The 22089-nt window shown below is 71.5% G+C and carries 17 protein-coding genes; 7 read left to right on the top strand and 10 right to left on the bottom strand.

What is annotated here, in order from left to right:
• Positions 1-19 precede the first annotated feature (19 nt).
• The gene (locus tag AB0N81_RS39465) at positions 20-1363 is read left to right on the top strand and encodes a UDP-glucose/GDP-mannose dehydrogenase family protein (protein WP_365367313.1); all 1344 of its coding nucleotides are present in this window, start codon (positions 20-22) and stop codon (positions 1361-1363) included.
• Positions 1364-1446: 83 nt separating this feature from the next.
• Complete coding sequence (locus tag AB0N81_RS39460; RefSeq protein ID WP_365367311.1) at positions 1447-1842, top strand: VOC family protein; 396 nt, start codon at positions 1447-1449, stop codon at positions 1840-1842.
• 124 nt (positions 1843-1966) lie between these two features.
• On the opposite strand, the gene AB0N81_RS39455 is transcribed toward AB0N81_RS39460, so the two are convergent.
• Together AB0N81_RS39455 and AB0N81_RS39450 are read right to left on the bottom strand one after the other, a co-directional pair.
• Positions 1967-3109, bottom strand: a complete 1143-nt coding sequence (locus tag AB0N81_RS39455) for a dipeptidase (protein WP_365367309.1) — start codon at positions 3107-3109, stop codon at positions 1967-1969.
• Between the two features lie 167 nt (positions 3110-3276).
• A complete protein-coding gene (locus tag AB0N81_RS39450; RefSeq protein WP_365367307.1) occupies positions 3277-4632 on the bottom strand; it encodes an LCP family protein in 1356 nt (451 codons plus the stop codon).
• A gap of 129 nt (positions 4633-4761) precedes the next feature.
• On the opposite strand from AB0N81_RS39450, the gene AB0N81_RS39445 reads away from it, so the two are divergent.
• Positions 4762-5343 carry an acyl-CoA thioesterase gene (locus tag AB0N81_RS39445; RefSeq protein ID WP_365367305.1) on the top strand — a complete coding sequence of 194 codons (582 nt, stop codon included), beginning with the start codon at positions 4762-4764 and terminating at the stop codon, positions 5341-5343.
• Positions 5344-5475: 132 nt separating this feature from the next.
• On the opposite strand, the gene AB0N81_RS39440 is transcribed toward AB0N81_RS39445, so the two are convergent.
• Positions 5476-6846, bottom strand: a complete 1371-nt coding sequence (locus AB0N81_RS39440; protein WP_365367303.1) for an LCP family protein — start codon at positions 6844-6846, stop codon at positions 5476-5478.
• Positions 6847-7101: 255 nt separating this feature from the next.
• Here AB0N81_RS39440 and AB0N81_RS39435 point away from each other — a divergent pair, with 255 nt between their 5' ends.
• Positions 7102-8139, top strand: a complete 1038-nt coding sequence (locus AB0N81_RS39435) for a glycosyltransferase family 2 protein (RefSeq protein WP_365367301.1) — start codon at positions 7102-7104, stop codon at positions 8137-8139.
• A 67-nt stretch (positions 8140-8206) separates the two neighbouring features.
• Here the strand turns inward: AB0N81_RS39435 and AB0N81_RS39430 are convergent, their stop codons facing one another.
• From AB0N81_RS39430 to AB0N81_RS39415, 4 genes are all read right to left on the bottom strand, one after another.
• Positions 8207-9874 (bottom strand): LCP family protein, encoded by a 1668-nt coding sequence (locus AB0N81_RS39430; RefSeq protein WP_365367299.1) that lies wholly within the window; start codon positions 9872-9874, stop codon positions 8207-8209.
• 86 nt (positions 9875-9960) lie between these two features.
• Positions 9961-11697, bottom strand: a complete 1737-nt coding sequence (locus AB0N81_RS39425) for an LCP family protein (protein ID WP_365367297.1) — start codon at positions 11695-11697, stop codon at positions 9961-9963.
• A 225-nt stretch (positions 11698-11922) separates the two neighbouring features.
• Positions 11923-13131, bottom strand: a complete 1209-nt coding sequence (locus AB0N81_RS39420; protein WP_365367345.1) for an LCP family protein — start codon at positions 13129-13131, stop codon at positions 11923-11925.
• A gap of 240 nt (positions 13132-13371) precedes the next feature.
• A complete protein-coding gene (locus AB0N81_RS39415; protein WP_365367295.1) occupies positions 13372-14124 on the bottom strand; it encodes a TIGR03089 family protein in 753 nt (250 codons plus the stop codon).
• Between the two features lie 138 nt (positions 14125-14262).
• On the opposite strand from AB0N81_RS39415, the gene AB0N81_RS39410 reads away from it, so the two are divergent.
• The 3 genes from AB0N81_RS39410 to AB0N81_RS39400 all read left to right on the top strand — a co-directional run bounded on the left by AB0N81_RS39410 (position 14263) and on the right by AB0N81_RS39400 (position 18267).
• On the top strand, positions 14263-15582 hold the full coding sequence (locus AB0N81_RS39410) for a peptidoglycan recognition protein (RefSeq protein ID WP_365367293.1): 1320 nt from the start codon (positions 14263-14265) through the stop codon (positions 15580-15582).
• 105 nt (positions 15583-15687) lie between these two features.
• On the top strand, positions 15688-16770 hold the full coding sequence (locus tag AB0N81_RS39405; RefSeq protein WP_365367291.1) for an NDP-sugar synthase: 1083 nt from the start codon (positions 15688-15690) through the stop codon (positions 16768-16770).
• Between the two features lie 462 nt (positions 16771-17232).
• Positions 17233-18267, top strand: coding sequence for a DNA-3-methyladenine glycosylase 2 family protein (locus tag AB0N81_RS39400; protein ID WP_365367289.1), 1035 nt, complete (start codon positions 17233-17235; stop codon positions 18265-18267).
• A gap of 541 nt (positions 18268-18808) precedes the next feature.
• Here the strand turns inward: AB0N81_RS39400 and AB0N81_RS39395 are convergent.
• From AB0N81_RS39395 to AB0N81_RS39385, 3 genes are read right to left on the bottom strand one after another with little or no spacing between them, the layout of a single operon-like run.
• Complete coding sequence (locus AB0N81_RS39395; protein WP_365367287.1) at positions 18809-20155, bottom strand: coenzyme F420-0:L-glutamate ligase; 1347 nt, start codon at positions 20153-20155, stop codon at positions 18809-18811.
• Positions 20152-21108, bottom strand: coding sequence for a 2-phospho-L-lactate transferase (cofD, locus tag AB0N81_RS39390; protein ID WP_365367285.1), 957 nt, complete (start codon positions 21106-21108; stop codon positions 20152-20154). Before cofD ends, AB0N81_RS39395 begins: the two co-directional genes overlap by 4 nt.
• 34 nt (positions 21109-21142) lie before the next feature.
• Positions 21143-21697, bottom strand: a complete 555-nt coding sequence (locus tag AB0N81_RS39385; protein ID WP_365367283.1) for a cysteine dioxygenase family protein — start codon at positions 21695-21697, stop codon at positions 21143-21145.
• Positions 21698-22089: the final 392 nt, after the last annotated feature.

Below are 22089 nucleotides of genomic sequence, written 5' to 3'. Positions count from 1 at the left end.
TCAGACCCTGGAGCACCGCATGGCCCTCAAGATCACCGTGATCGGCACCGGCTATCTCGGCGCCACACACGCCGCGGCCATGGCCGAACTCGGCTTCGAGGTGCTGGGTCTCGACGTCGTGCCGGAGAAGGTCGAGATGCTCCAGCGGGGCGAGGTCCCCATGTACGAGCCCGGCCTCGAGGACCTCCTGCGCAAGCACGTCGCCGGCATCGAGGGCTCCAGCGGCCGGCTGCGCTTCACGATGGACTGGGCGGAGGTCGCCGCGTTCGGCGACGTCCACTTCGTCTGCGTGAACACCCCGCAGAAGCACGGCGAGTACGCGTGCGACATGTCGTACGTCGACCGGGCCGTCGAGTCGCTCGCCGAGCACCTGACGGGCCCGTGCCTGGTCGTCGGCAAGTCCACCGTCCCGGTCGGCAGCGCGGACCGGCTCGCGGACCGCCTGGCGCGGCTCGCCCCCGCGGGCGACGAGGTCGAGCTGGCCTGGAACCCGGAGTTCCTGCGCGAGGGCTTCGCCGTCAAGGACACGCTGCACCCCGACCGGATCGTCGTGGGCGTGCGCAGCGAGCGCGCGGAGAAGCTGCTCCGCGAGGTGTACGCGACGCCGGTCGCGGAGGGCTCGCCCTTCGTCGTCACGGACTTCCCGACGGCCGAGCTCGTGAAGACCTCGGCGAACTCCTTCCTCGCCACGAAGATCTCCTTCATCAACGCCATGGCCGAGGTGTGCGAGGCGGCGGGCGGCGACGTCGTGAAGCTGGCCGAGGCCCTCGGCCACGACGACCGGATCGGAAAGAAGTTCCTGCGGGCCGGGATCGGCTTCGGCGGCGGCTGCCTGCCGAAGGACATCCGGGCGTTCATGGCACGCGCGGGCGAGCTGGGCGCCGACCAGGCCCTGACCTTCCTGCGCGAGATCGACTCCATCAACATGCGGCGGCGCGGCCAGATGGTCGAGATGGCGCGCGAGGCGCTGGGCGGCGGCTCCTTCCTCGGCAAGCGGGTCGCGGTCCTCGGCGCCACCTTCAAGCCGGACTCGGACGACGTGCGGGACTCCCCGGCCCTGAACGTCGCCGGCCAGATCCACCTCCAGGGCGGCCAGGTCACCGTGTACGACCCCAAGGGCATGGTGAACGCCCGCAGGCTCTTCCCCACCCTCGGGTACGCGGACACGGCACTGGACGCGGTCCGGGGCGCCGACGTCGTCCTGCACCTCACGGAGTGGCGCGAGTTCCGCGAGCTGGACCCGGCGGAGCTCGCCGCGGTGGCGTCGGACCCCGTCGTCCTGGACGGCCGCAACGCGCTGGACCCCGCGGTGTGGCGGGCCGCGGGCTGGACGTACCGCGCGATGGGCCGTCCGGCGGCCTGAGGGTGATGATGGGGTGAGTGGGCACTCGTACCGTCCCGGCGCACACTGCGTGACCGGAGACACGAGAGACGTGAGGAGACGAGATGGACACGAAGCAACCCATCGCCCGACTGCGCAACGTCGTCCTTGACTGCCCCGACCCGCGAGCCCTCGCCGAGTTCTACGCCGAGGTCATCGGCGGCACCATCGAGGAGGACGGCGACTGGATCGACCTCGTCACGCCCGGCCGCGTCAAGGTTTCGTTCCAGCGGGTCGCGGGCCTGCACCCGCCGGAGTGGCCGCGCTCCGACGTGAACGCGCAGCAGGTCCACCTGGACCTGGACGCCGGCCGCACCGACGAGGAGATCGACGCCGCCCAGGAGAGGGTGCTCGCCCTCGGCGCACGCCCCCTCGACCTGGACGACGACGGGGGCAAGCGCGACTTCCGCGTGTACGCCGACCCCGCGGGCCACCCGTTCTGCCTCTGCAAGATCCCCTGACGCCGTCCCCGAGGCAGCCCCGGGGACAGCCCCGGACGCGGCAGTCCCTGGACGCGGCCCGCCGAGCGGTTCACCCGCCGAGAGCGATTCACCCGTCCCGAGCGGTTCACCCGTCCCGAGCGGTTCACCCGTCCAGACGGTCCACCGTCGCCGTCGACGCGGCCCGGCGCTGCCGGGCCGCCCGCGCGGTGAAGTCCGCGCCGCGCAGGGCGCGTTGGGCGTTGCCCCAGGTGAGCAGCGCCAGGTCGGCCTCGGGCCAGCCCCGCTCGATGAGCTCGGCGATCAGCCGCGGATACCCCGACGGATCGGCGAGGCCCTCCGGATGGGCCTCATAGGTGTCGTACGTCCCGGAGATCCCGACGCACTCGGGCCCCGCGACCCGGCGTACGTGATCGAGGTGGTCGGCGACCTCGCGCACCGAGGGGCCCGTCCGCTCGGCGGCGAGCGGCACCAGGCACAGGCCCTTGGCGGCGCCCACCTCGGCCAGCAGCCCGTCCGTGAGGTTCGCGGGATGGTCGTGGAGGGCACGGGCCCCCGAGCGCATGAAGACCACCGGCGCCTTGGAGACGGCGAGCACCCGCCGCGCCGTCACCTCGGACGCGCCGGACAGGTCCGCGAGCACCCCGAGCCGGTTCATCTCCCGGACGACCTCCTCGCCGAACGGGGTGAGGCCACCCGCCCCCGCCCACGACGTACCGGAGAGGGTGACCACGCACAGGCCCAGGCTGTGCAGCGCGCGCAGCGCGCCCAGGGAGTCGCCGAGCGCGGCACCGCGGGCCGGGCCGATCAGCGTGGCGATGCGGCCGCAGTTGCGCGCGTCGGCGGCCTCCGAGGCGTTGCGGGCGAGCCGCAGGGCCTCGGGGTGGGCGCCGACGACCTGCTTCACGAGGTCGATCTGTTCGAGCGTCGCGCCGACGGTCCGGTCGGCGTCGGGCCCCTCGGGCACGTGCACGGACCAGAACTGCGCGCCGACCCTGCCTCCGCGCAGCCGCGGGACGTCGCTCTGCAGAACGCTGTCGCCCGTCTCGAAGTCGTACCAGGCCAGCCGGCGCAACGTAGAAGGCAGACCGCTGTATCCGTCGGCGACCGGATGCGCGTCGAGCAGCGCACGGGCCCGCTCGGCCGGGTCGGCACACCGGACCATTGCCGACTGGGATTGGGACTGGGACTGGTTCGGGGGCTCGGGCTCGGTCTCGGGCGGGGCGAGGGGCTGGTCAAGAGCCCCCGCCTCGGCGGCGGTGTTGAGGTCCTCCTGCAGGTCAGCCATGGCGGGTGCTCCGGACGTCGGCGGGTGGCAGGTCGAATAAACCGTGGCACGCCGCGGCCGCGGCTTCGCGGCAGACGGAGCGTTCGGATGACCCGCCGGCCCCGGTCGCCCGGGACACCGGTCCCAGTTACCCGGGACGCCGGTCCCAGTTGTCCGGGCCGCCGGTCTCAGTTGCCCGAGACGGTGACCTTGTCGTCGTTGTTCAGCTGCTCGACCAGCTGCTTGACCTTCGCCTTGTCCCAGAGGACGTTGCCGCCCGCCATGCCGGCGATCGGGATGTTCATCGACTTGCCGTCGCCGCCGGTCACGCCCTTCATCGCCCAGAACATGGAGGCCACGTCGAACAGGCCCATGTCCTTGTCGACGATCAGGGTGTCCAGGCCCGCGCCCATCGTCGGGTAGAGCTTGAACGGGTTCATGACCGTGCCGGGCGTCGCGGCCTGGTTGGCGAGGGCCGCGAGGAACTTCTGCTGGTTCTTCGTACGGTCCAGGTCGCTGCCCGGCAGCGCGTAACGGGTGCGGACGAAGGCGAGGGCCTGCTGGCCGTCGAGCGTCTGCTTGCCCGCCTCGAAGTCGGCGCCGGACTTCTTGTCCTTGAAGCCCTCGGGGATGTCCATCTCGACACCGCCGACCGCGTCCACGATCTTGGCGAAGCCGCCGAAGCCGATCTCGGCGTAGTGATCGATCTTCAGGCCGGTGTTGTACTCCACCGTCCGTACGAGCAGCTCGGGGCCGTCCTCCGCGTACGCGGCGTTGAGCTTCGTCTGGCGGCCCTGGTTCGGGTAGAGCTTGCCGGACTCGGCGCCCTTGAAGGAGGGGATCGTGACGTTCGAGTCGCGGGGCAGCGAGATCATCGTGTTCCCGCCGTCGTCCGCGACGTGCAGGATCATCATCGAGTCGGTGCGCTTGCCCTCGGCGGAGCCCGTGTGGAGCTCCTTCTTCTCCTCGTCGGACATGCCCTCGCGACTGTCGGAGCCCACGATCAGGTAGTTCGTGCCCGCGCCGCCCTCGGGCCGCTCGATGACCTTGGAGAGGTCGACCTCGCGCTTGAGCTTGGAGTCGGCCCAGAAGTACGTGACGACGGAGGTCACGACCAGCACGCTGACGAGCGTGATCGAGCCCCACTTGATGCGCTTGCGCCAGTTCGGCGCGGGACGCGCGGCGCGCGGCGGGTGTCCGGTGCCGCCCTGGCCGCCGGCGGGCTGGCCGTAAACCTGGCCGGTGTTGTAGCCGCTGTCGTACGCGTTGGCGGGGCCCTGGCCGTACGGGTCCTGGCGCGGGGTGCGCGGCTCGAAGACCTCGTCGCGGGCGTCGCCGTACGGCTGCCCGTCGCCGTACTGCCGGTCGTCGTACCCGTCGTCGTACGCGGGCTGGGGCGGGACCCCGCCGGGCGGTGGTCCGGCCGGACGGGAGGGCCGGCCGCGCTGGACGTGGCGCATCGCGCGGGCTCCCTCGGGCCGGGAGTTCCCGCTGCCGCGGCCGTATCCCCGGCCGCCACCCTGATCGTCAGGCCAATCGCTCATGTGGCCCAGTCTGCCGCCTGGAGGGCCGCGCCTTACAGGGTGGTCGGGAATTCGGTTCAGGGCTGTTGCAGAGCTGATGCAAAGCGGCCGAGGCGGGGTCGGACATACGTCCGGCATAGGGTGGAGGGCATGACAGACCAGGCTCCCCGTTCGGCAGCGTCTATTTCGGGGGAAAACCCCCAGACCTCCGCGTCGACCCCGGGCAAGCCGACTTCGGCGTCCCGCACCACGCTCAGCCACATCATGACCCACAACGACACCAACCTCCTCGGCACGGTGCACGGTGGCGTGATCATGAAACTGGTGGACGACGCGGCGGGAGCCGTCGCCGGACGCCACTCGGGCGGCCCCGCGGTCACCGCGTCGATGGACGAGATGGTCTTCCTCGAGCCGGTCCGCGTGGGCGACCTCGTTCATGTGAAAGCCCAGGTCAACTGGACCGGCCGCAGTTCCATGGAGGTCGGCGTCCGGGTCCTCGCCGAGCGCTGGAACGAGTCGACGCCCGCACAGCAGGTCGGCTCGGCCTACCTGGTCTTCGCGGCGGTCGACGCGGACGGCAAGCCCCGTACGGTCCCGCCGGTCGTCCCCGAGACGGACCGCGACCGCCGCCGCTACCAGGAGGCCCAGATCCGCCGCACCCACCGCCTGGCCCGCCGCCGCGCGATCAAGGAGCTGCGGGAGGCACGGGCCGCCGAGGGCTTCGACGACTGAGGCGACTGCGACTGAGGCGACCCCGACCGAGGTGACTCCGACCGAGGCGACCCCGACTGAGGCGACTGCGACCGGGGCGACCCCGACCGAGGCGCTCCGGCCACCGGAGCCGGCCGCCGGAGCACGTGCCCGTCAGGGGCAGACCACCTGGTCCCCGGTGACCGCCCCGAACTCGCCCTGATAGGAGTCCTCGGCCCGCACCGGCCGCACCGCCTTGAAGTCCTTCCCCGCGATCACCTTCAACGTCGCCCCCTGACCCGGCACCTGCCGCATCTCGCACCCCGGCAGGGCCGTGGCCAGCGTCTTCGCCGACCGGTCCCACCGCGGGTCGAAGGCGACGACGGTCCGCTGCACGGGCCTCGCCGCGGCGCCCGGCACGTCCGCCGGGGTCCGCGTCGTCCGGAAACCCGTCGCCCGCAGCCCCGCGTCGACCCGCTGGCCGAGCCCCGGCACCCCGGCGCCGTTGTCGACCTGCACACTGACCTGCTGCGGTGAGACATCGACCAGCACGCCCTTGGCCTTCACCCGGTGGGGCGCCAGCGGCCGGTCCTCGCGCAGCGCCGTGAACAGCTTCCGCGACTTCTCCGGGTGCCACTTCAGCGTCGAGCCGATGCCCGGCACGACCTGCCCCGTGGGGCTCAGCGGCACGGTCGTGAACTCCGACGACGACGGCGAGAAGCCCCGCATCGCCCGCCCGAGATCCAGCATCTCGCCCGTCCCGAAGCCCTTGTCCGCCCGCACCGACCCGAGCAGCGTCTGGGTCACGTCCCGGAACTTCACCGGGTTCAGCAGCACGCCACTGCTCGTCGCCTTCGCGATGAGCGCCGCGAGGAAACGCTGCTGGCGCTGCATGCGGCCCAGGTCGGACGCCCCGTCGACGTACCGGGAACGGACGTACTGGAGCGCCTCGCCGCCGTTCATGAGGTGGGTGCCCTCGGCCAGGCTGAGCCCGGTGTGCGAGTCCTTGAGCGGCCGCGCCGTGCAGATCTCCACCCCGCCGAGCACGTCCACGGTCTTCATGAAGCTGACGAAGTCGACCTCCAGATAGTGGTCGATCTTGACCTTCGTCATGTGCTCGACGGTGCGCACGGTCAGGTTCGGGCCGCCCTCCGCGTACGCCGCGTTGAGCTTGTTGGGGTGCTCGCGGTGCTTCTTGCGGGTGGTCAGGTCGGTGTGCGCGGGCAGGTCGGCGTAGCTGTCACGGGGCAGGCTCACGACGCTGGCGCGGTTCCGGTCCTCCGAGATGTGCACGATCATGACCGTGTCGGTGCAGTGGCAGGGAGAGCCGCCGAGGCGGTACTTCCGCTTCTCCTCGGGCGTGATCTTGTCGCGGCCGTCGGTGCCGACGAGCAGCACGTTCATGCCGTTTCCCGACTCGGGCCTGTTCTTCATGTCCCTGAAGGCGTCGACCCGCCTGATGCCCGTGTCGAGACCGGTGACCACGGAGTGCCCGATACCGGCCGCGGCCAGGACCGCCACCGACAAGCCGGTCACCACCCGCATCGCCCAGCGCGGCCGCTTCCCGCGCCCCGCGCGCTTCCGGACGGGCCTTCGGTCCGCAGGGCTGGGGCGGCGCGGTCGGGGAGCGGGAGAGCGGGACGGTGTGGGCACGTGCGGGGCACCTCCGCGAGACGGGCCTTGGCGCGGGCAGTGGCGAGCCGGTAACCCGAGAAACATAAGGCCATACGAAATGCGGACCGGGGTAGCGACCCGGACGGCGCGCACCCGTGTCCCCCATTCGCGGTAACGTGACGCGTGATGAACGCGAAGCCCGAGGCACAGCCTCCAGCCGTATCCGTGATCATGCCCGTCCTCAACGAGGAGCGGCATCTGCGCGAGGCCGTGCACGCGATCCTGCAGCAGGAGTACGCGGGCGAGATGGAGGTCGTCGTCGCGCTCGGCCCCTCCACCGACCGCACGGACGAGATCGCCGCCGCGCTGGTCGCGGAGGACTCCAGGGTGCACACGGTCCCGAACCCGACGGGGCGCACGCCGGCGGCACTGAACGCCGCCATCAAGGCGTCACGCCACCCGATCGTGGTACGCGTGGACGGCCACGCCGCGCTCTCGCCGGGTTACATCACGACCGCCGTCCGTCTCCTGGAGGAGACCGGCGCGATGAACGTCGGCGGCATCATGCACGCCGAGGGGCAGAACGACTGGGAGCACGCGGTCGCCGCCGCCATGACGTCGAAGATCGGCGTGGGCAACGCGGCCTTCCACACCGGCGGCGAGGCCCAGCAGGCGGAGACCGTCTACCTGGGAGTGTTCCGCCGCGAGGCCCTGGAGCAGCAGGGCGGCTACAACGAAGAGTTCATCCGCGCCCAGGACTGGGAGCTGAACTTCCGCATCCGTGAGGCCGGCGGCATGATCTGGTTCTCGCCCGAGCTGAAGGTCTCGTACCGCCCCCGCCCGAGCGTGAAGGCCCTCGCCAAGCAGTACAAGGACTACGGCCGCTGGCGCCACGTCGTCGCCCGCTACCACGAGGGCTCCATCAACCTCCGCTACCTCGCGCCGCCGACCGCGGTCTGCGCGATCGCCGCGGGCGTCGTCGTGGGCGCGGCCCTCACACCGTGGGGCTTCGTGATCCCCGGCGGCTACCTCGCGGCGATAGCGGCGGGCTCCGTCCCCGCGGGCAAGGGCCTGCCGCTGAAGGCGCGCCTGCGGATTCCGGTGGCGCTCGCGACCATGCACATGTCGTGGGGCTGGGGCTTCCTCACCAGCCCGCGCTCGCTCGCCAAGAAGGTCATCGCCTCGCGCCGCCCGGCCGTGCTGGGCGCGACGCAGGAGGCCTGAGACACCGCTCCCAGGCAGACGAGAGGGCCCCGGCAGCGCGCCGGGGCCCTCTCGTCGTATGCGGCGGCTACCAGGTGAAGGCCGGGTCGACCTTCATGCACGCCTTCTTGTCGGACCCGCTGAGCGCGTCCGCGGAGTCCGGCGTCCTGTCGTCCTTCTTCTTCGCCTTGGGCGGCGCGTCGCCCTCGCGCCAGTCGGCGCCGACGACCAGCGTCACCCCGGACACGTCCGTCGACTTCTTCGCCGCGCTCAGCGGCAGCCCGAGCGCCTTGGCGACCCGCTGGGCATCGCCCTCCAGCTCCTTGCTGGGATAGCGGACGACCGTCTTCTCCTCGGCCAGCGCCGTCGAGGTGTCCGGCGCCGCCTTCGTGAAGCCCTTGCCGGCCAGCAGCTGCGCCACCGTGTTCGCCCGGCCGCCGACCGGAAGCTCCACGTCGGTGCGCGTGCCGTTCTGGACCTGCACGGCGATCTTGTCGTCCGCGGCGGCCGGGTCGTCCGACGCCTTCTCCTCGGCCGGCTTCTTCTTGCCCTTGCCGTCCAGCGGGATGTCGTCGCGTACGAGACGGAACAGCTGCTCGGCGTCGCCGGGCTTGGGGACGACGCGCGCGCCGACGTACTCGAACGGCATGGTCGTCATCGTCGTACGGCCCGGCGAGACCTTCTTGAGCTCGTTGCCGAGGTCGTACAGCTCCTTGATGTCGCCCAGGCCGTCGTCGACCTTCAGCGCCCTCGTCGCCTTGTCGGCGAGCTTGCGGAGCTTGTTCGGGCTGGTCAGACCGGTGTTCTCGCGGAGCTTGCGGACCAGCGCGTTCATGTACATGTGCTGGGCCTTGGCGCGGCTGATGTCGGTGCCGCCCTCGAAGCCGTAGCGGGTGCGCAGCCACTGCAGGGCCTGCTCGCCCTTGATCTCCGTGGTGCCTTTCTTCAGCTTCAGACCCGAACCCTTGCCCCCGCTGGTGCGCGAGTGGATGTTCTTGTCCACGCAGACCGGCACCCCTCCGATGGCGTCCGCCATGGAGACCACACCCGAGAAGTCGACCATCATGAAGTGGTTGATGTGGATGTTGGTGAGCTTCTCCCAGGTGGCGACCGTGCAGCCGGGGCCGCCGCGGCCCAGGGACTCGTTCGTCATGTACCGCGGCCCGGTCTCGGGATAGACCTTGCCGTCGTCGGGGTCCGTGCACTTGGGGATCTGGAGCAGGGTGTCGCGCGGCATGCTGACCACGGACATGTTGCTGCGGTCGGCCGACAGGTGCAGCAGCATCTGCACGTCCGCGAGCGGCGGCGAGCCGAAGGTGTCCTTGGCGCCGCCGAGCTTCTGGTTCGCCTTGGAGTCCCGTGCGTCCGACCCGATGAGCAGGATGTTCAGCGGCGTCTGACCGGCGGCGTTGGGCGTGGGCTCGGGGGCCCGGTGCTCGCCGAGGTTCAGGTCGTCCGTCTCTATGTTGCCGTTGAGGTATTGGTAGTAGAGGAATCCGGCGCCGGCCGTCCCGAGTATCAGTACCGACAGGACGGTCGCCGACCAGCGCAGGACGCCGCGCTTGCGGCGCGGCCGCCGCTCACCGCCGCTCGTGCCGCGCCGGTGCCGGCCGTTTCCCTCCGGCGGGTCGCCGCCGTTCTCCGGGGGCTCCCCGGAGCGCGCCGCACCCTTGTGCGCACCGTCGTCCCAGCCGTGATCACTCGCGTGCGGGGCACGCCGTCGCGCCCCCTCCTTACGCACGCTGTTCTGCCTCATCCCCAGCCCCTCCCCGCCCCATTCCTGAACTGCGGCCGCTCTGCGGCGCCTTGGCGCATTGTTAGACGCAGAACGACCGCTTCAGGTCACTTGGCACACACAGTCTTGTCGGCTTCGACTTTCTGAATCCCCTCCGGCGCCTTCGACGGAGCGGAGATGGGCACCCCCGCGCCCTTGAAGTCTTCGCCGAGCGTCAGCTTCATGGCCGGGAGGCCCTGTGCGTTCTTCTCGCTCTTGCCCGGCTTCAGGGCGGCGGCGGGCAGACCCATGATGTCGGCGAGCCGACGGGCCTGGTCAGCCTGGCCCGGCGCGTACTCGAGCGTCGTCTTCTTGATGACCGAGGGCGCGTTCCCCAGTTGGCTGGACTTGAGCACGCCCTCAGTGTTCTGCAGCCATGTGAGAGTCTTCTGAGCGGCGCCGGTCTTGCCACTGCCGTTGTAGAGGTCGACCCGCACCTCGGAGGCGTCGGCCTTGGGGCCCTTGAGCCGGGCGGCCACCGCGGCCTTCTCCTTCTTCTCCTTCTTCTTCACCGCGGTCAGCGATTCGTCGGCGCGCATCATGGAGAAGAGCTGCTCGGACTTGGCCGGGTCGGGCACGACCGTGGTGTGGACCTCCTCGGCGGGGTTGTCGATCACCGGCACCGTGGCGAAGCTCAGGTTCTTCATGTCGAGCTTGCCGAGCTCCATGCCGAGGTTCTTCAGCTTCATGATGTCGGCGATCTTGGAGTCGACGGTCAGGGCCTCGGTGCCGGCCTCCGCCAGGCTGACCATCTTCTGCGGGCTGCTGAGCGTGTCGTTCGACTTCAGCTTGCGCATCAGCGAGCTGAGGAACTGCTGCTGCAGCTCGATCCGGCTCAAGTCGCCGCCGGTGCCCACGGAGTGGCGCGTGCGGACGAACGCGAGCGCGTCCTCGCCCTCGATGGTGTGCTTGCCCTTGGCCAGCTTCAGGTGCGACTTGGGGTCGTCGATGTCCTTGGCCAGACAGACGTCCACGCCGCCGACCGCGCTGGAGAGCGTCTTCACCGCGTTGAAGTCGGCCACCATGAAGTGGTCCATCTTTATCCCGGTGATCTCGGTGACCGTGCGCATGGTGCAGCTGGGCGTGCGGTCGTTCTGGCCGAGGCTCTCGTTGAAGCGGACGTTACGGCTGCCGGGGATGACCTTGTCGCTGCCGTCCTCCTGCCTCGTCGGGCAGTCCGGGATGTCGACGATCATGTCGCGCGGGATGCTCAACGCGGTGGCGTTCGTACGGTCCTTGGAGACGTGCAGCAGGATCGTCGTGTCGGCGTGACCGGCACTGCCCTCGTCGCCGTACCCCTTGTTGCCGCTGCCGCTGCGCTTGTCGGTGCCCATCACCAGGATGTTGATGGCCCGGTCCTTGCTGAAGCCGCCGGTGCCCGCGCCGTCATCGTTTATCGACGTGATGTTGTCGTTGAGGTGCTGGTAGTAGAGGTAGCCGCCGGTGCAGCCGGCGACGAGCAGGAAGGCCAGCGTGCCGCCCGTCCAGACCAGCACCTTCTTGCCCTTGGTCTTGCGCGGCTTCTGCTTGCGCCGGCCGCCCGCGCCGGGCTCCGGCTCCTTGACGCGCCGCCTGCGCTGTCCCGGCACCGCGCGGCGCTCGTCCTCACGCTCACGGGGGCGCTCGCGCCCCGGCGCGGAGCGGCCGCGGCCGCCCTGACGGGTCGACGAACCACGGGGTTTAGGGACCGACGACTGCCCAGCGGAAGGGCTCAGTCGCAGTTCGTAATCGCCGGTGTCCGGGTTGAGCACCCACTGGTCTGCGGGGTCGATGTTCTCTGCCCGCCCACGGCCTTGCGCGTCCACGGTTGTTTGCGTCCTCCGTCGGGGCCACGCGGCGCCTTTCCCCCCTCAAGAAGGCGCTCGGTCAGTCGTTCCAGCGGTGCGCGGCCGAGAGGCCCGGCGCACCGGAGCGCTCACACTATCCGCCCAGTTCAGCGTCGAACGACGCCGGTGACAAATTCCACTCCCCTACAACTGGGCAATCCGCCCTATTTCTTTGTGGGGCGTGCTCTTCCCTTGGGGATCGTTTTACCCACAGGTGGATCGCGCGGCCGTGTTGCCCCGGAATGTCGGCGCGGGGGACGGCGTATGCGCGGGGTCGTCCGGCTTCTCGTCGCTCCAGGACTCGCCGGAGTCCTCGTACTCCTCGCTGTACTCCTCGCCGTACTCCTCGCTGTGCTCCTCCTGCGCCTGTTCCCGTGCCGTGCCGGATTTCTCGGGCTGTTGCGGGGCCACCTCGACCGGGCTGTCCATGCGCAGCCGCGTGAAGAGCTGCTCCGCATCGGGTTCGACGAGCTCGTCGCGGTTGGCGTCGTACGTGTACGACTGCCGGGGGACGGTGAGGAACTGCACCCGTTCTGTGGGGATATTGCGCATGCCGCGCACCAGTTCGTACAGCCCCCGCAGACTCGCGAGTCCGGGGTCGGTCGTCAGCGAAGAAGTCGCCGCGTCGAGAACCGGATAGAGCTTCGTCGGATTCAGCAGGACGTCATTGCTCTGCACCTTGTTGACGAGCGCGCCGAGGAACTCCTGCTGGCGGTCCATCCGGTCGGTGTCGCTGCCGTCGCCGAGACTCTTGCGGGCGCGTACGTAACCCAGTGCCTGTTCCCCGTTGAGGGTCCGCAGCCCCGGCGCGAGCTTCACCTGAGCGTCGCTGTCGTCGATGGGCACCCTGAGGCAGACCTGTACGCCGTCGACCGCGTCGACCATGCCCTTGAACCCCGCGAAGTCCACGACCATGTGGTGGTCGACGCGGATCTTGGTGAGCTTCTCGACGGTACGGATCGTGCAGGCCGTCCCGCCGATCTGGAACGCCACGTTGAACTGGGCGAACCCGGCCTGGGTCCGGGAGCCGTCCGGCCTGCGGCAGCCGGGCATCTCCACCATCAGGTCGCGGGGGATCGAGACGGCGGTCGCGCTCTGCCGGTCGGCCGCCAGGTGCAGCAGGATCGTGGTGTCCGAGCGCTCGGTGCCGGCGTCCCTGCCGTACTTGCGGTTCGCGGGGCCCGCCCGGGTGTCGGAGCCGAGGAGCAGGATGTTCTGCGCGCCGTGCACCAGCGCCGTCGGGCGCTCCTTCTCGTAGCGCGCCAGCTCGTCGGCCGCGTCCGTGTCCCTGTTGATGTTGCCGTTGAGCTTCTCGTACGCCGCCCAGCCCACGCCGGCCGCGCCGAGCACCAGGACGGTGACGCCGAGCGCGGTGTAGCGCAGCCAGCGGTGTCTGCGGCGGACGACTCCCACGCCGCTGGGGCTCGCGCCCGTACCCGGTCCGTGCGTGGCCTTCTGCTCAGGCCGGTGGCCTTCCGGGGGCGGGGCCGGGGTCCCGTCCGGTCCGGAAGGCGTGCCTGCGGTGTCGGTCACGTGTGCGTCCACCCCTCATGGCTGCGTCGCGTCGGTGCATGGGCCGTTCCTACGACCATGGACCGACGCGGCGCGGGGGGCCTCCGGGCCCGGGGCCCGCGTGCGCCGAACGAGGGAGTTTCAGCCCGCGGTGACCGTCACACGCTCGTCCTCGACCCGCTTCTCCAGGCCGCCGTCGGCGAGCCGGTCGAGGTGACGGCAGAGCACGACGGACCCGCCCGCCGCCAGCGCCGCGTACAGCCCGGCGCTCAGGCCGTCCCAGGTGTCGTACGACAGCCCGGACAGCACCCGTGAGCCCGGACCGACGCCGAGCCGCCCCGCGTCGGCGCGGGCCCGCTCCACGAGCTCCGAGCCCGTCAGCTCCTCGCCGGCGACCACGAGGGCGGGCCCGTCCGGGTCCACCGGCGCGTAGGGAGCGAACTGATCCCCCTGCCCGGGCACTTCGACCGCGTAGTCGGCGAAGCCGGCCGGCGGCTGCGGGAAGCGCCCGCCGAGCGGCCGCAGCGCGAGCGCCACGCGCTCCCCGGAACAGGCGCGCGCGGCGTCGAGCGAGTCGGGACCGCTGACGACGAGGTCGGCCGACGAGGGGTCGCCGCCCACGTCCGCGACGACGCCCACCGACGAACAGGCGAGCAGCCACACGGCCGTCTGCCAGTGCGCGGGCAGCAGCAGCACGGCCCGGTCGCCGGGCTCGGCGGCGAGGTCGCCCTGGAGCAGATTGGCGGTCTTGGCCACCCAATTGGCGAAGGTGGCCACGGACAATTCCACGCGCTCGCCGGTGGCGTCGTCGTAGAAGGTGACAAGGGGGCGGCCCGGGTCCGAGGCGAGCGCGGATCGCAGCAGGTCGGCGGGGGTGCGGTCGTTGGCGTTCACGGGCGCAAGGGTACGCGGGCGCCCGCGCGCCCCTCGGCGTGGCGGGGGAGTGCGGACGGCCGGATGGCCCGCGCCCGGCCGACGGACCGTCAGTTTCCCAATGGACAGATATGTGCCGTTATGTCAACGATCAGACGTATGCGTGGACTTCTTGCTTCCTCGATCGGCGTCGCATGTGCGGCAGCCCTGGCCCTGCCCCTCACCCTCCCGGCGTCCGGCGCCAGAGCCGTGACGCCCGGCACACCGCCGGCCGCCGGGCCGGCCGCGGAGGCTACCCCCGGCAGCACCCAGTCCCTCCCGCTCGGCCCCCTCGGCTCCGACCGCTCCCTCGACCCGTCCGGGGCGAGCGAACAGGGCCTGGCCCGGCGCGACGTCCGCCCCTTCTCCCTGGTCGGTGTCGTCTGGAACGACCCCGAGGCGGACCTGCACGGCTCCGTACAGGTCCGCACCCGCGCGATCGGCACCGCCACCTGGACCGGCTGGCGGCACGTCGAGACGCACAACCACGAACACGCCGCCGACCCCGGCACCGCCGAACGCGGCTCCTCCGCCGTCCGCGGCTCCACCGCGCCGCTGTGGGTCGGCGACTCGGACGGCATCGAGATCCGGGTACGGGCGGACGGGACCGCGTCCGCGGGCCCCAACGACACCGTGCTCCCCGAAGGGCTGCGCCTCGAACTGGTCGACCCGGGCGAGGAGCCCCCACCCGAGTCCCCCACCGATGCCACCGACTCCACCGATGCCGACTCCACCGATGCCACCGACTCCACCGACTCCGCCGGGCCCGACGAACTCGCCGAGGCGCCGCGCGCCACCGCGCCGGCCGGTGCGACGGTCGGCCAGGTGCGGCCCCGCGTCGGCCCACGGCCGCGGATCGTCACGCGCAAGGGATGGGGCGCCAACGAAAGGCTCCGCGAAAGGAAGTTCGCGTACTCCAAAACTGTGAAGGCCGCCTTCGTGCACCACAGCGCGTCCGGCAACTACTACCGCTGCTCACAGGCCGGCGCCCTGCTTCGCAGCATCTACCGCTACCACGTCAAGAGCAGCGGCTGGCGTGACCTCGGCTACAACTTCGCGGTCGACAAATGCGGAAACATCTACGAAGGACGTGCCGGAGGTGTGGCCAAACCGGTTCTCGGGGCCCACACTCTCGGGTTCAACAGCAACACCATGGGTATCGCCGTCCTCGGCACGTACAGCCGCACCACACCGCCGAAGGCGGCCGTGAAGGCCATCGCCAAGCTGAGCGCGTGGAAGCTCGGCCTGTACGGCGCCAACCCGCGCGGTACTACCGTCCTGAAGTCGGGTGGTGGCAACCTGTACAAGAAAGGCAGGAACGTCCGGCTCCGTGTGATCTCCGGGCATCGGGACGGGTTCGCCACCGAGTGCCCCGGCAGCCGCCTGTACAAGAAGCTCGGCAAGGCCCGGTCCGCCGCGGCCCGCTATCAGGGCCGCTGAGGGCCCGACGCACCGCCCGAACTGCACGATCTGCACATCCGTCTGCATACACTGGCCGGCCGAAACCCAAGTTCGGCCGGCCCCAGCAGGAAGCAGAGACGACAGGTGACAGAAGCGATCCTCCTGGTCGGCGGCAAGGGAACCCGGCTGCGGCCCCTCACGGTCCACACCCCCAAGCCGATGGTCCCGGCGGCAGGCGTCCCGTTCCTCACCCACCAGCTGGCGCGGGCCCGCGCCGCGGGCGTGGAACACATCGTCCTCGCCACCTCCTACCTCGCCGAGGTCTTCGAGCCGTACTTCGGAGACGGCTCCGCCCTGGGTCTCCACATCGAGTACGTCACGGAGACCGAGCCGCTCGGCACGGGCGGCGCCATCCGCAACGTGGCATCCCGCCTCCACTCGGCCCCCGACGACCCGGTCCTGATCTTCAACGGCGACATCCTCACCGGCCTCGACATCCGCGCCCTCGTCGGCACGCACGAGGAGTCGGGCGCCGACGTCTCCCTGCACCTCACGAAGGTCGACGACCCGCGCGCCTACGGCCTGGTCCCCACCGACCCCTCCGGCAGAGTCACCGCCTTCCTGGAGAAGCCGCAGACCCCCGAGGAGATCGTCACCGACCAGATCAACGCGGGCGCGTACGTGTTCCGCCGCTCCGTCATCGACACGATCCCCGAGGGCCGCCCGGTCTCGGTCGAACGCGAGACGTTCCCCGGCCTGCTCGCCTCGGGGGCCCACCTCCAGGGCATGGTCGACTCCACGTACTGGCTGGACCTGGGCACGCCCCAGGCCTTCGTCCGCGGCTCCGCCGACCTGGTCCTCGGCCGCGCCCCCTCCCCGGCGGTACCGGGCCGCTGCGGCGACCGCCTGGTCATGCCCACCGCATCCGTCGCCCCCGACGCGAAGCTCACCGGCGGCACGGTCGTCGGAGAGAACGCACACGTCGGCGAGGGCGCGCGGATCTCCGGCAGCACGGTCCTCGCCGGAGCGGTCGTCGAACCCGGCGCGGTCATCACGGACTCCCTGATCGGCGAGGGCGCACGGATCGGCGCCCGCGCGTCGCTCTCGGGAGCGGTCATCGGCGACGGAGCGACCGTCGGCGCCGACAACGAACTCCGCGAAGGCGTACGCGTCTGGTGCGGGGCCACACTGCCGGCGGGCGCGGTCCGCTTCTCGTCGGACCAGTAGGGCTGGGCCGGGGGCCGGGCCGAGGGCTGGTCCGAGGGCCGCCCCGAACCGGGCCGACTCGATCCGCCCGGGCCGACTCGATCCGCCTGGACCGACTCGATCCGCCTGGACCGACTCGATCCGCCTGGACCGATGCCGCCGCGCCGGGCCCGGCACCACGACCGGCACGACCGTGCCGGGGCCGGTAACGCCGTGCCGGGGCCGGTACTGCCGTGCCGGGACCGGTGACGCTGTGCTGGGACCGGTACTGCCGTGCGCGGGCCGGTAACGCCGCGCTGGGACCGGTGACGCTGTGCTGGGGCCGGTAACGCCGTGCCCGGACCGGTAGTACTGCCTGCCCGGGCCGGTAACACCCTCGGTGACGCCGCGGACAGGTATCACCCCGCCCGCGGGACGGATGAGGGCCCCCATCCCCTACCGGTGCGGGCCCCCTTCCCCTGCCCACCCTCTACCCTCATACAGATGTCATCCCGTTTCGCCCCGCGCCCCACCCGCACCACTGTGCGCGGCGGCGAAACGGCGGTACCCGGCGGCGCCCCGTCCGCGGCCGCGACCGGCGCCGCCGTCCCGCGCCCCGCGACCGCCGCGCACACCCGCAGCTGGCGGCCGCCCTTCCCGCTGGACCTGGGCCTGACCCTGGGCCCGCTGCGCCGCGGCCCGGCGGACCCCACGTTCTCCACGACCCCCGACGGCTCGGTGTGGCGCGCGAGCCGCACGCCGCAGGGCGCGGGCACCCTCCGGGTCGCCCTGCGCGCCGGGACGGTGGAGGCGACGGCCTGGGGCCCGGGCGCGACCTGGCTCCTCGACCAACTACCCGCGATGCTGGGCGAGTTGGACGACCCCGACGCGTTCGTCCCACGGCACCGTCTGGTGGCCGTGACGGCCCACCGGCGGCCCGGCCTGCGGCTGACCCGCACGGGCCTGGTCATGGAGTCCCTGATCCCCTCGATCCTGGAACAGAAGATCACGACGGACGAGGCCTACCGCGCCTGGCGTCTCCTGGTCCGCAAGTACGGCGAACCGGCGCCGGGGCCGACCCCCGCGCAGGCCCGCATGCACGTCATGCCGGAGCCGCGCACCTGGTCCCTGATCCCGTCCTGGGAGTGGCACAAGGCGGGCGTGGACAACAAGCGGGCCTCCACGATCCTGCGGGCGGTCGCGAGGGCGGCGCGCCTGGAAGAGGCGGCGTCAATGGCCCCTGCGGAGGCCCAGGCCCGCCTGGAACTGATCCCGGGCATCGGCCCCTGGACCTCGGCGGAGACCGTCCAGCGCAGCAACGGCGCCGCCGACGCGGTCACGGTCGGCGACGTCCACCTCCCGGGCATCGTCGGCTACGCCCTGGCGGACAACCGCGACGCGGACGACCCCGAAATGCTCGCGCTCCTCACCCCCTACGAGGGCCAACGCCACCGAGCCACCCGCCTCATCTGCCTGAGCGGCCGAACCCCACCCCGCAGAGACCCCCGCATGCGCAAAACAAACATCGCCCTCTGGTAGAGGCACACGCCCCAGGGGGGGGGAGGGGGGCGAGACCGCTCGGGTTGGCCCAGGGGTGCGGGACCGCTCGGGTTGGCTCAGGGGTGCGGGACCGCTCGGGTTGGCTCAGGGGTGCGGGACCCGCTCGGGTTGGCTCAGGGGTGCGGGACCCGCTCGGGTTGGCTCAGGGGGTGCGGGACCCGCTCGGGTTGGCTCAGGGGGTGCGGGACCGCTCGGCTGGGTCAGGGGGGCGGGGACGGTGGCGCATTCCAGGGGCGCGGTGACGGCGGCGTACTTTCAGGAGCCCGGTGACGGCGGCGTATTCCAGGGACGCACGGACGGCAGCGCATTCCAGGAGCGCGGCGACGGCGGCGTATTTCAGGGGCGCGGGGAACTGCGCAAAAAAACCCACGGCCCGCACCGGACATCACACAGGGGAGGAACACCCTCCAGGGGCGCGGGGAACTGCGCAAAAAAACCCACGGCCCGCACCCGACATCTCACAGCGGAGGCCACTCCAGGGGCGCGGGGAACTGCGCAAAACCCGCCCCCCATCTACCCGCTACCGAACCACCACAAAGTCCCCCACAACCCGCTCCCCCCGAGCCCCCGGCTCCCCCGCAGCCCGCCCCACAGCCACCGCCCCCATCGGATCCCACGACCCCGGCAGCCCCAGCACCTCCCGCACGACGTCCCGGCAGAACATCGTCGAGGAGACCCACGCGGACCCGAGCTGCTCCCCGGCCAGCGCGACCAGGAAGTTCTGTACCCCGGCCCCCGCCGCGACGACGAACATCTCGCGCTCGGCGGCATCCCGCCGCGCGTCCCCGTACGTGTGCGAGCCGTCCATCACCAGGCACGGCACCACCAGATAGGGCGCCCTGCGCAGCACATCGCCGCGCCGGACCCGCTTGGCGATGGACTCCTCCGACCTACCGTCCCGCCGCAGGTCGGCGACCCACGCGTCCCGCATGGCGTCGAGCAGTTCGGTCCGCGACGCGGCGGACTCCAGGAGCACGAAGCGCCAGGGCGTCGTGTGGTGCGGCGCGGGCGCGGTGACCGCCGCGGCCACGGCCCGCCGCACGGCGCCCGGGTCGACCTCCTCGTCCGTGAACTCCCGGACGGTCCGCCGCTGCGTCACCGCTTCCCGTACCGCTTCGGACGTGCCGAGCCGGAACATGTCGTCGCGCGCGTCCCGCACCAGCGCCCGCGCACCCTCGTCCTCCGCACCCTCGTGCTCCGCACCCTCGTGCTCCGCGCCCTCACCAGGGGCATCACGCACGACGTGCGGCAACCCGCGCACGACCGCGACGGGCAGCCCGGCCGCCTTGCCCTTGACGAGGTCCCCCGCCGCGGCGAGCTCGTCGGCGGTGGCGACGACGGTCGCGCTCAGCGGATTGCCGTACGCGTCCTCGCCGCCCCGCAGGTCGTCGAGGACCCGCACTCCGGCGGCCCCGATGGCGACGTCGGTGAGCCCGGCCCGCCAGGGCCGCCCGAACGTGTCGGTGACGATGACGCCGACGTCCACACCCAGCGCGCCCCGCAGCCCTTCCCGTACGGCACGGGCCGAGGCGTCGGGGTCGGTCGGCAGCAGCAACACGGTCCCGGCCGGGGTGTTGGACGCGTCGACTCCGGCCGCGGCCATCACAAGCCCCTGCCGGTTCTCGACGATGCGCAGGGCCCCGCGCCGCGCCACGACCCGTACGGTCTCGTCGTCGATGGCCGCCTCGCGGTCGGTCGCCTCGACGATCCGCCCCTCGGCCTTGCTGACGATCTTGGAGGTGACCAGGACGACGTCCCCGTCGGCGAGCGTCGGCTCGGCGGCCGCGATGAGCTTGGCGAGGTCGTCGCCCTCGTGCACCTCGGGCAGCCCGGGGACGGCCCACACTCTGTACGACGGTGACGTCACGCGCGTACCTCCGAAGCCAGGGCGAGGGCCTCGCGGGCCATCTGTGCGGCGGCGTCGATGTCGCTCATCATCAGCGGAACGGCGCGGCACCGGATGCCGGCGCTCTCCACCCGCTCCACCACGTCCGCGTCGACACTGTCGACGAGCCATCCGTCGAGGAGCCCGCTTCCGTAGTGCTCGGCGACGGCGGCGGCGTTGGTCTCCACGCCGACCGCGGCGAGCACCTTGTCGGCCATGCCCCGCACGGGGGAGTCGCCGACGATGGGGGAGAGGCCGACGACCGGCACGCCCGCGTCGGCGATCGCCTCGCGGATGCCCGGCACGGCGAGGATGGTCCCGACGCTCACGACCGGGTTGGACGGCGGGAAGAGCACGATGTCGGCCTCGGCGATGGCCTCCAGGACGCCGGGCGCGGGCTTGGCCTGCTCGGCGCCGACGGGCACGACGGCGTGCGCGTCGACGGAGGCGCGCAGGCGTACCCAGTACTCCTGGAAGTGGACGGCCTTCTGCTCGCCGTCGATCGTGACGGCGACGTGCGTCTCGATGCGGTCGTCGGACATGGGGATGAGCCGCACTCCGGGCTGCCACCGCTCGCAGAGCGCCTGCGTGACGGCGCTGAGCGGGTATCCGGCGCCCAGCATCTGCGTCCGCACGATGTGCGTGGCGAAGTCCCGGTCGCCGAGCCCGAACCACTCGGGCCCCACCCCGTAGGCCGCGAGCTCTTCCTTGACCTTGAACGTCTCGTCCGTACGTCCCCAGCCCTGTTCCTCGTTGATGCCGCCGCCCAGCGTGTACATCACGGTGTCGAGGTCGGGACAGACCTTCAGCCCGAACAGGTGGATGTCGTCACCGGTGTTGCCGATGACCGTGATGTCCGCGTCGGGCGCGGCCTTCTTGAGCCCGCGGAGGAATCGGGCGCCGCCGATGCCGCCGGCCAGAACCACAATGCGCATGGGCCCCAGCATGTCAGGCGGGTACGACACCGCGTCAGGCGGTTACGACATCCCCTGCTGCGTCCGGCGTGACGGCGGCGGCGCACCGGGCGGCGTGCATCGGCATCTCGGTCAGGCCGGGGTAGTAGATGTGCAGGCTGACGGCGGGTTCCAGGGAGTCGTTGACGACCTCGTGGACGTAGCCCGGCGCGAAGACGCGCTGTGCGCCCGCGCCGAGCGCCCGCGTGCCCCGCTCCGTGTGCTCTGTCAGCTCGCCCTCCAGGAGGGTGAGTACGCCGGAGGAGCGCCCGTGGTCGTGCAGGCCGCTGCCTTGTCCCGGCACCCAGGAGAGCAGCCACACCTCGTACCCGATTGGGGCCTCCCCTGCTCGAGCGGAGCCGAGAGCTTGGGGAACAGTGCGCAGGCGGTGGTACCAGCGGCTGGTGGCGTCGTACTGGACGAGGTGCGCCCACTGGGAGCGGTCGGCGGCGATGGTGCGGGCGAGGCCGACGAACTCGGCCACGGTGGCGGGGTGTTTGTGGGCGGGCTGCAGGAGGTGCGGGACTTCGAGGATGTCGCCGGCGATCTGGAGGTCGCTGTCGCTGTTCATGGTGCGGTGGTTCCTCAACGTAAGAGTGCTGGGGTGTCGCGAAGGAGGGGGGTGGCTCTACATGCAAAGGAGGTGCGCCGAAGGAGGCGCGGCTCTACAGCCGGATGGACTCAACAGCTGGAGCAGGAACAGCGACAGCGCGCGTGGGCAGCACCGATGGAACCGCTGGTGCGGGTCATCGAAAGAGCCGGGTTCGCGAGCATGCCCACCAGGACACCGGCTCACACCTCCACTGTCAACTCGATGTCCACTATGTGGGCTATGTTTCACCTCATCCGGTTGTTCTGCCAGGCGAAAGGTTTGTGCAGACGACCCTCCGGACACATGGCGCAGCAACCGGCACTCAAACATCGACGTCCTCACCTGAAGAGACCCGACTGAGATCACACTTC

Source organism: Streptomyces sp. NPDC093510, from assembly GCF_040683555.1.
Classification (GTDB): domain Bacteria; phylum Actinomycetota; class Actinomycetes; order Streptomycetales; family Streptomycetaceae; genus Streptomyces.
The sequence above is the reverse complement of the archived record's forward strand: the minus strand, read 5'-3'. Positions and strand labels throughout refer to the sequence as shown.

Excerpts from the sequence above, each read along its gene's own strand:
- AB0N81_RS39385 (WP_365367283.1), bottom strand. The coding sequence starts at position 21,697 with ATGAACAGCGACAGCGACCTCCAGATCGCCGGCGACATCCTCGAAGTC.
- AB0N81_RS39465 (WP_365367313.1), top strand. The coding sequence starts at position 20 with ATGGCCCTCAAGATCACCGTGATCGGCACCGGCTATCTCGGCGCCACA.
- AB0N81_RS39440 (WP_365367303.1), bottom strand. The coding sequence starts at position 6,846 with ATGCGGGTGGTGACCGGCTTGTCGGTGGCGGTCCTGGCCGCGGCCGGT.
- AB0N81_RS39455 (WP_365367309.1), bottom strand. The coding sequence starts at position 3,109 with ATGGCTGACCTGCAGGAGGACCTCAACACCGCCGCCGAGGCGGGGGCT.
- AB0N81_RS39445 (WP_365367305.1), top strand. The coding sequence starts at position 4,762 with ATGACAGACCAGGCTCCCCGTTCGGCAGCGTCTATTTCGGGGGAAAAC.
- AB0N81_RS39410 (WP_365367293.1), top strand. The coding sequence starts at position 14,263 with ATGCGTGGACTTCTTGCTTCCTCGATCGGCGTCGCATGTGCGGCAGCC.
- cofD (WP_365367285.1), bottom strand. The coding sequence starts at position 21,108 with ATGCGCATTGTGGTTCTGGCCGGCGGCATCGGCGGCGCCCGATTCCTC.
- AB0N81_RS39435 (WP_365367301.1), top strand. The coding sequence starts at position 7,102 with ATGAACGCGAAGCCCGAGGCACAGCCTCCAGCCGTATCCGTGATCATG.
- AB0N81_RS39400 (WP_365367289.1), top strand. The coding sequence starts at position 17,233 with ATGTCATCCCGTTTCGCCCCGCGCCCCACCCGCACCACTGTGCGCGGC.
- AB0N81_RS39430 (WP_365367299.1), bottom strand. The coding sequence starts at position 9,874 with ATGAGGCAGAACAGCGTGCGTAAGGAGGGGGCGCGACGGCGTGCCCCG.
- AB0N81_RS39460 (WP_365367311.1), top strand. The coding sequence starts at position 1,447 with ATGGACACGAAGCAACCCATCGCCCGACTGCGCAACGTCGTCCTTGAC.
- AB0N81_RS39450 (WP_365367307.1), bottom strand. The coding sequence starts at position 4,632 with ATGAGCGATTGGCCTGACGATCAGGGTGGCGGCCGGGGATACGGCCGC.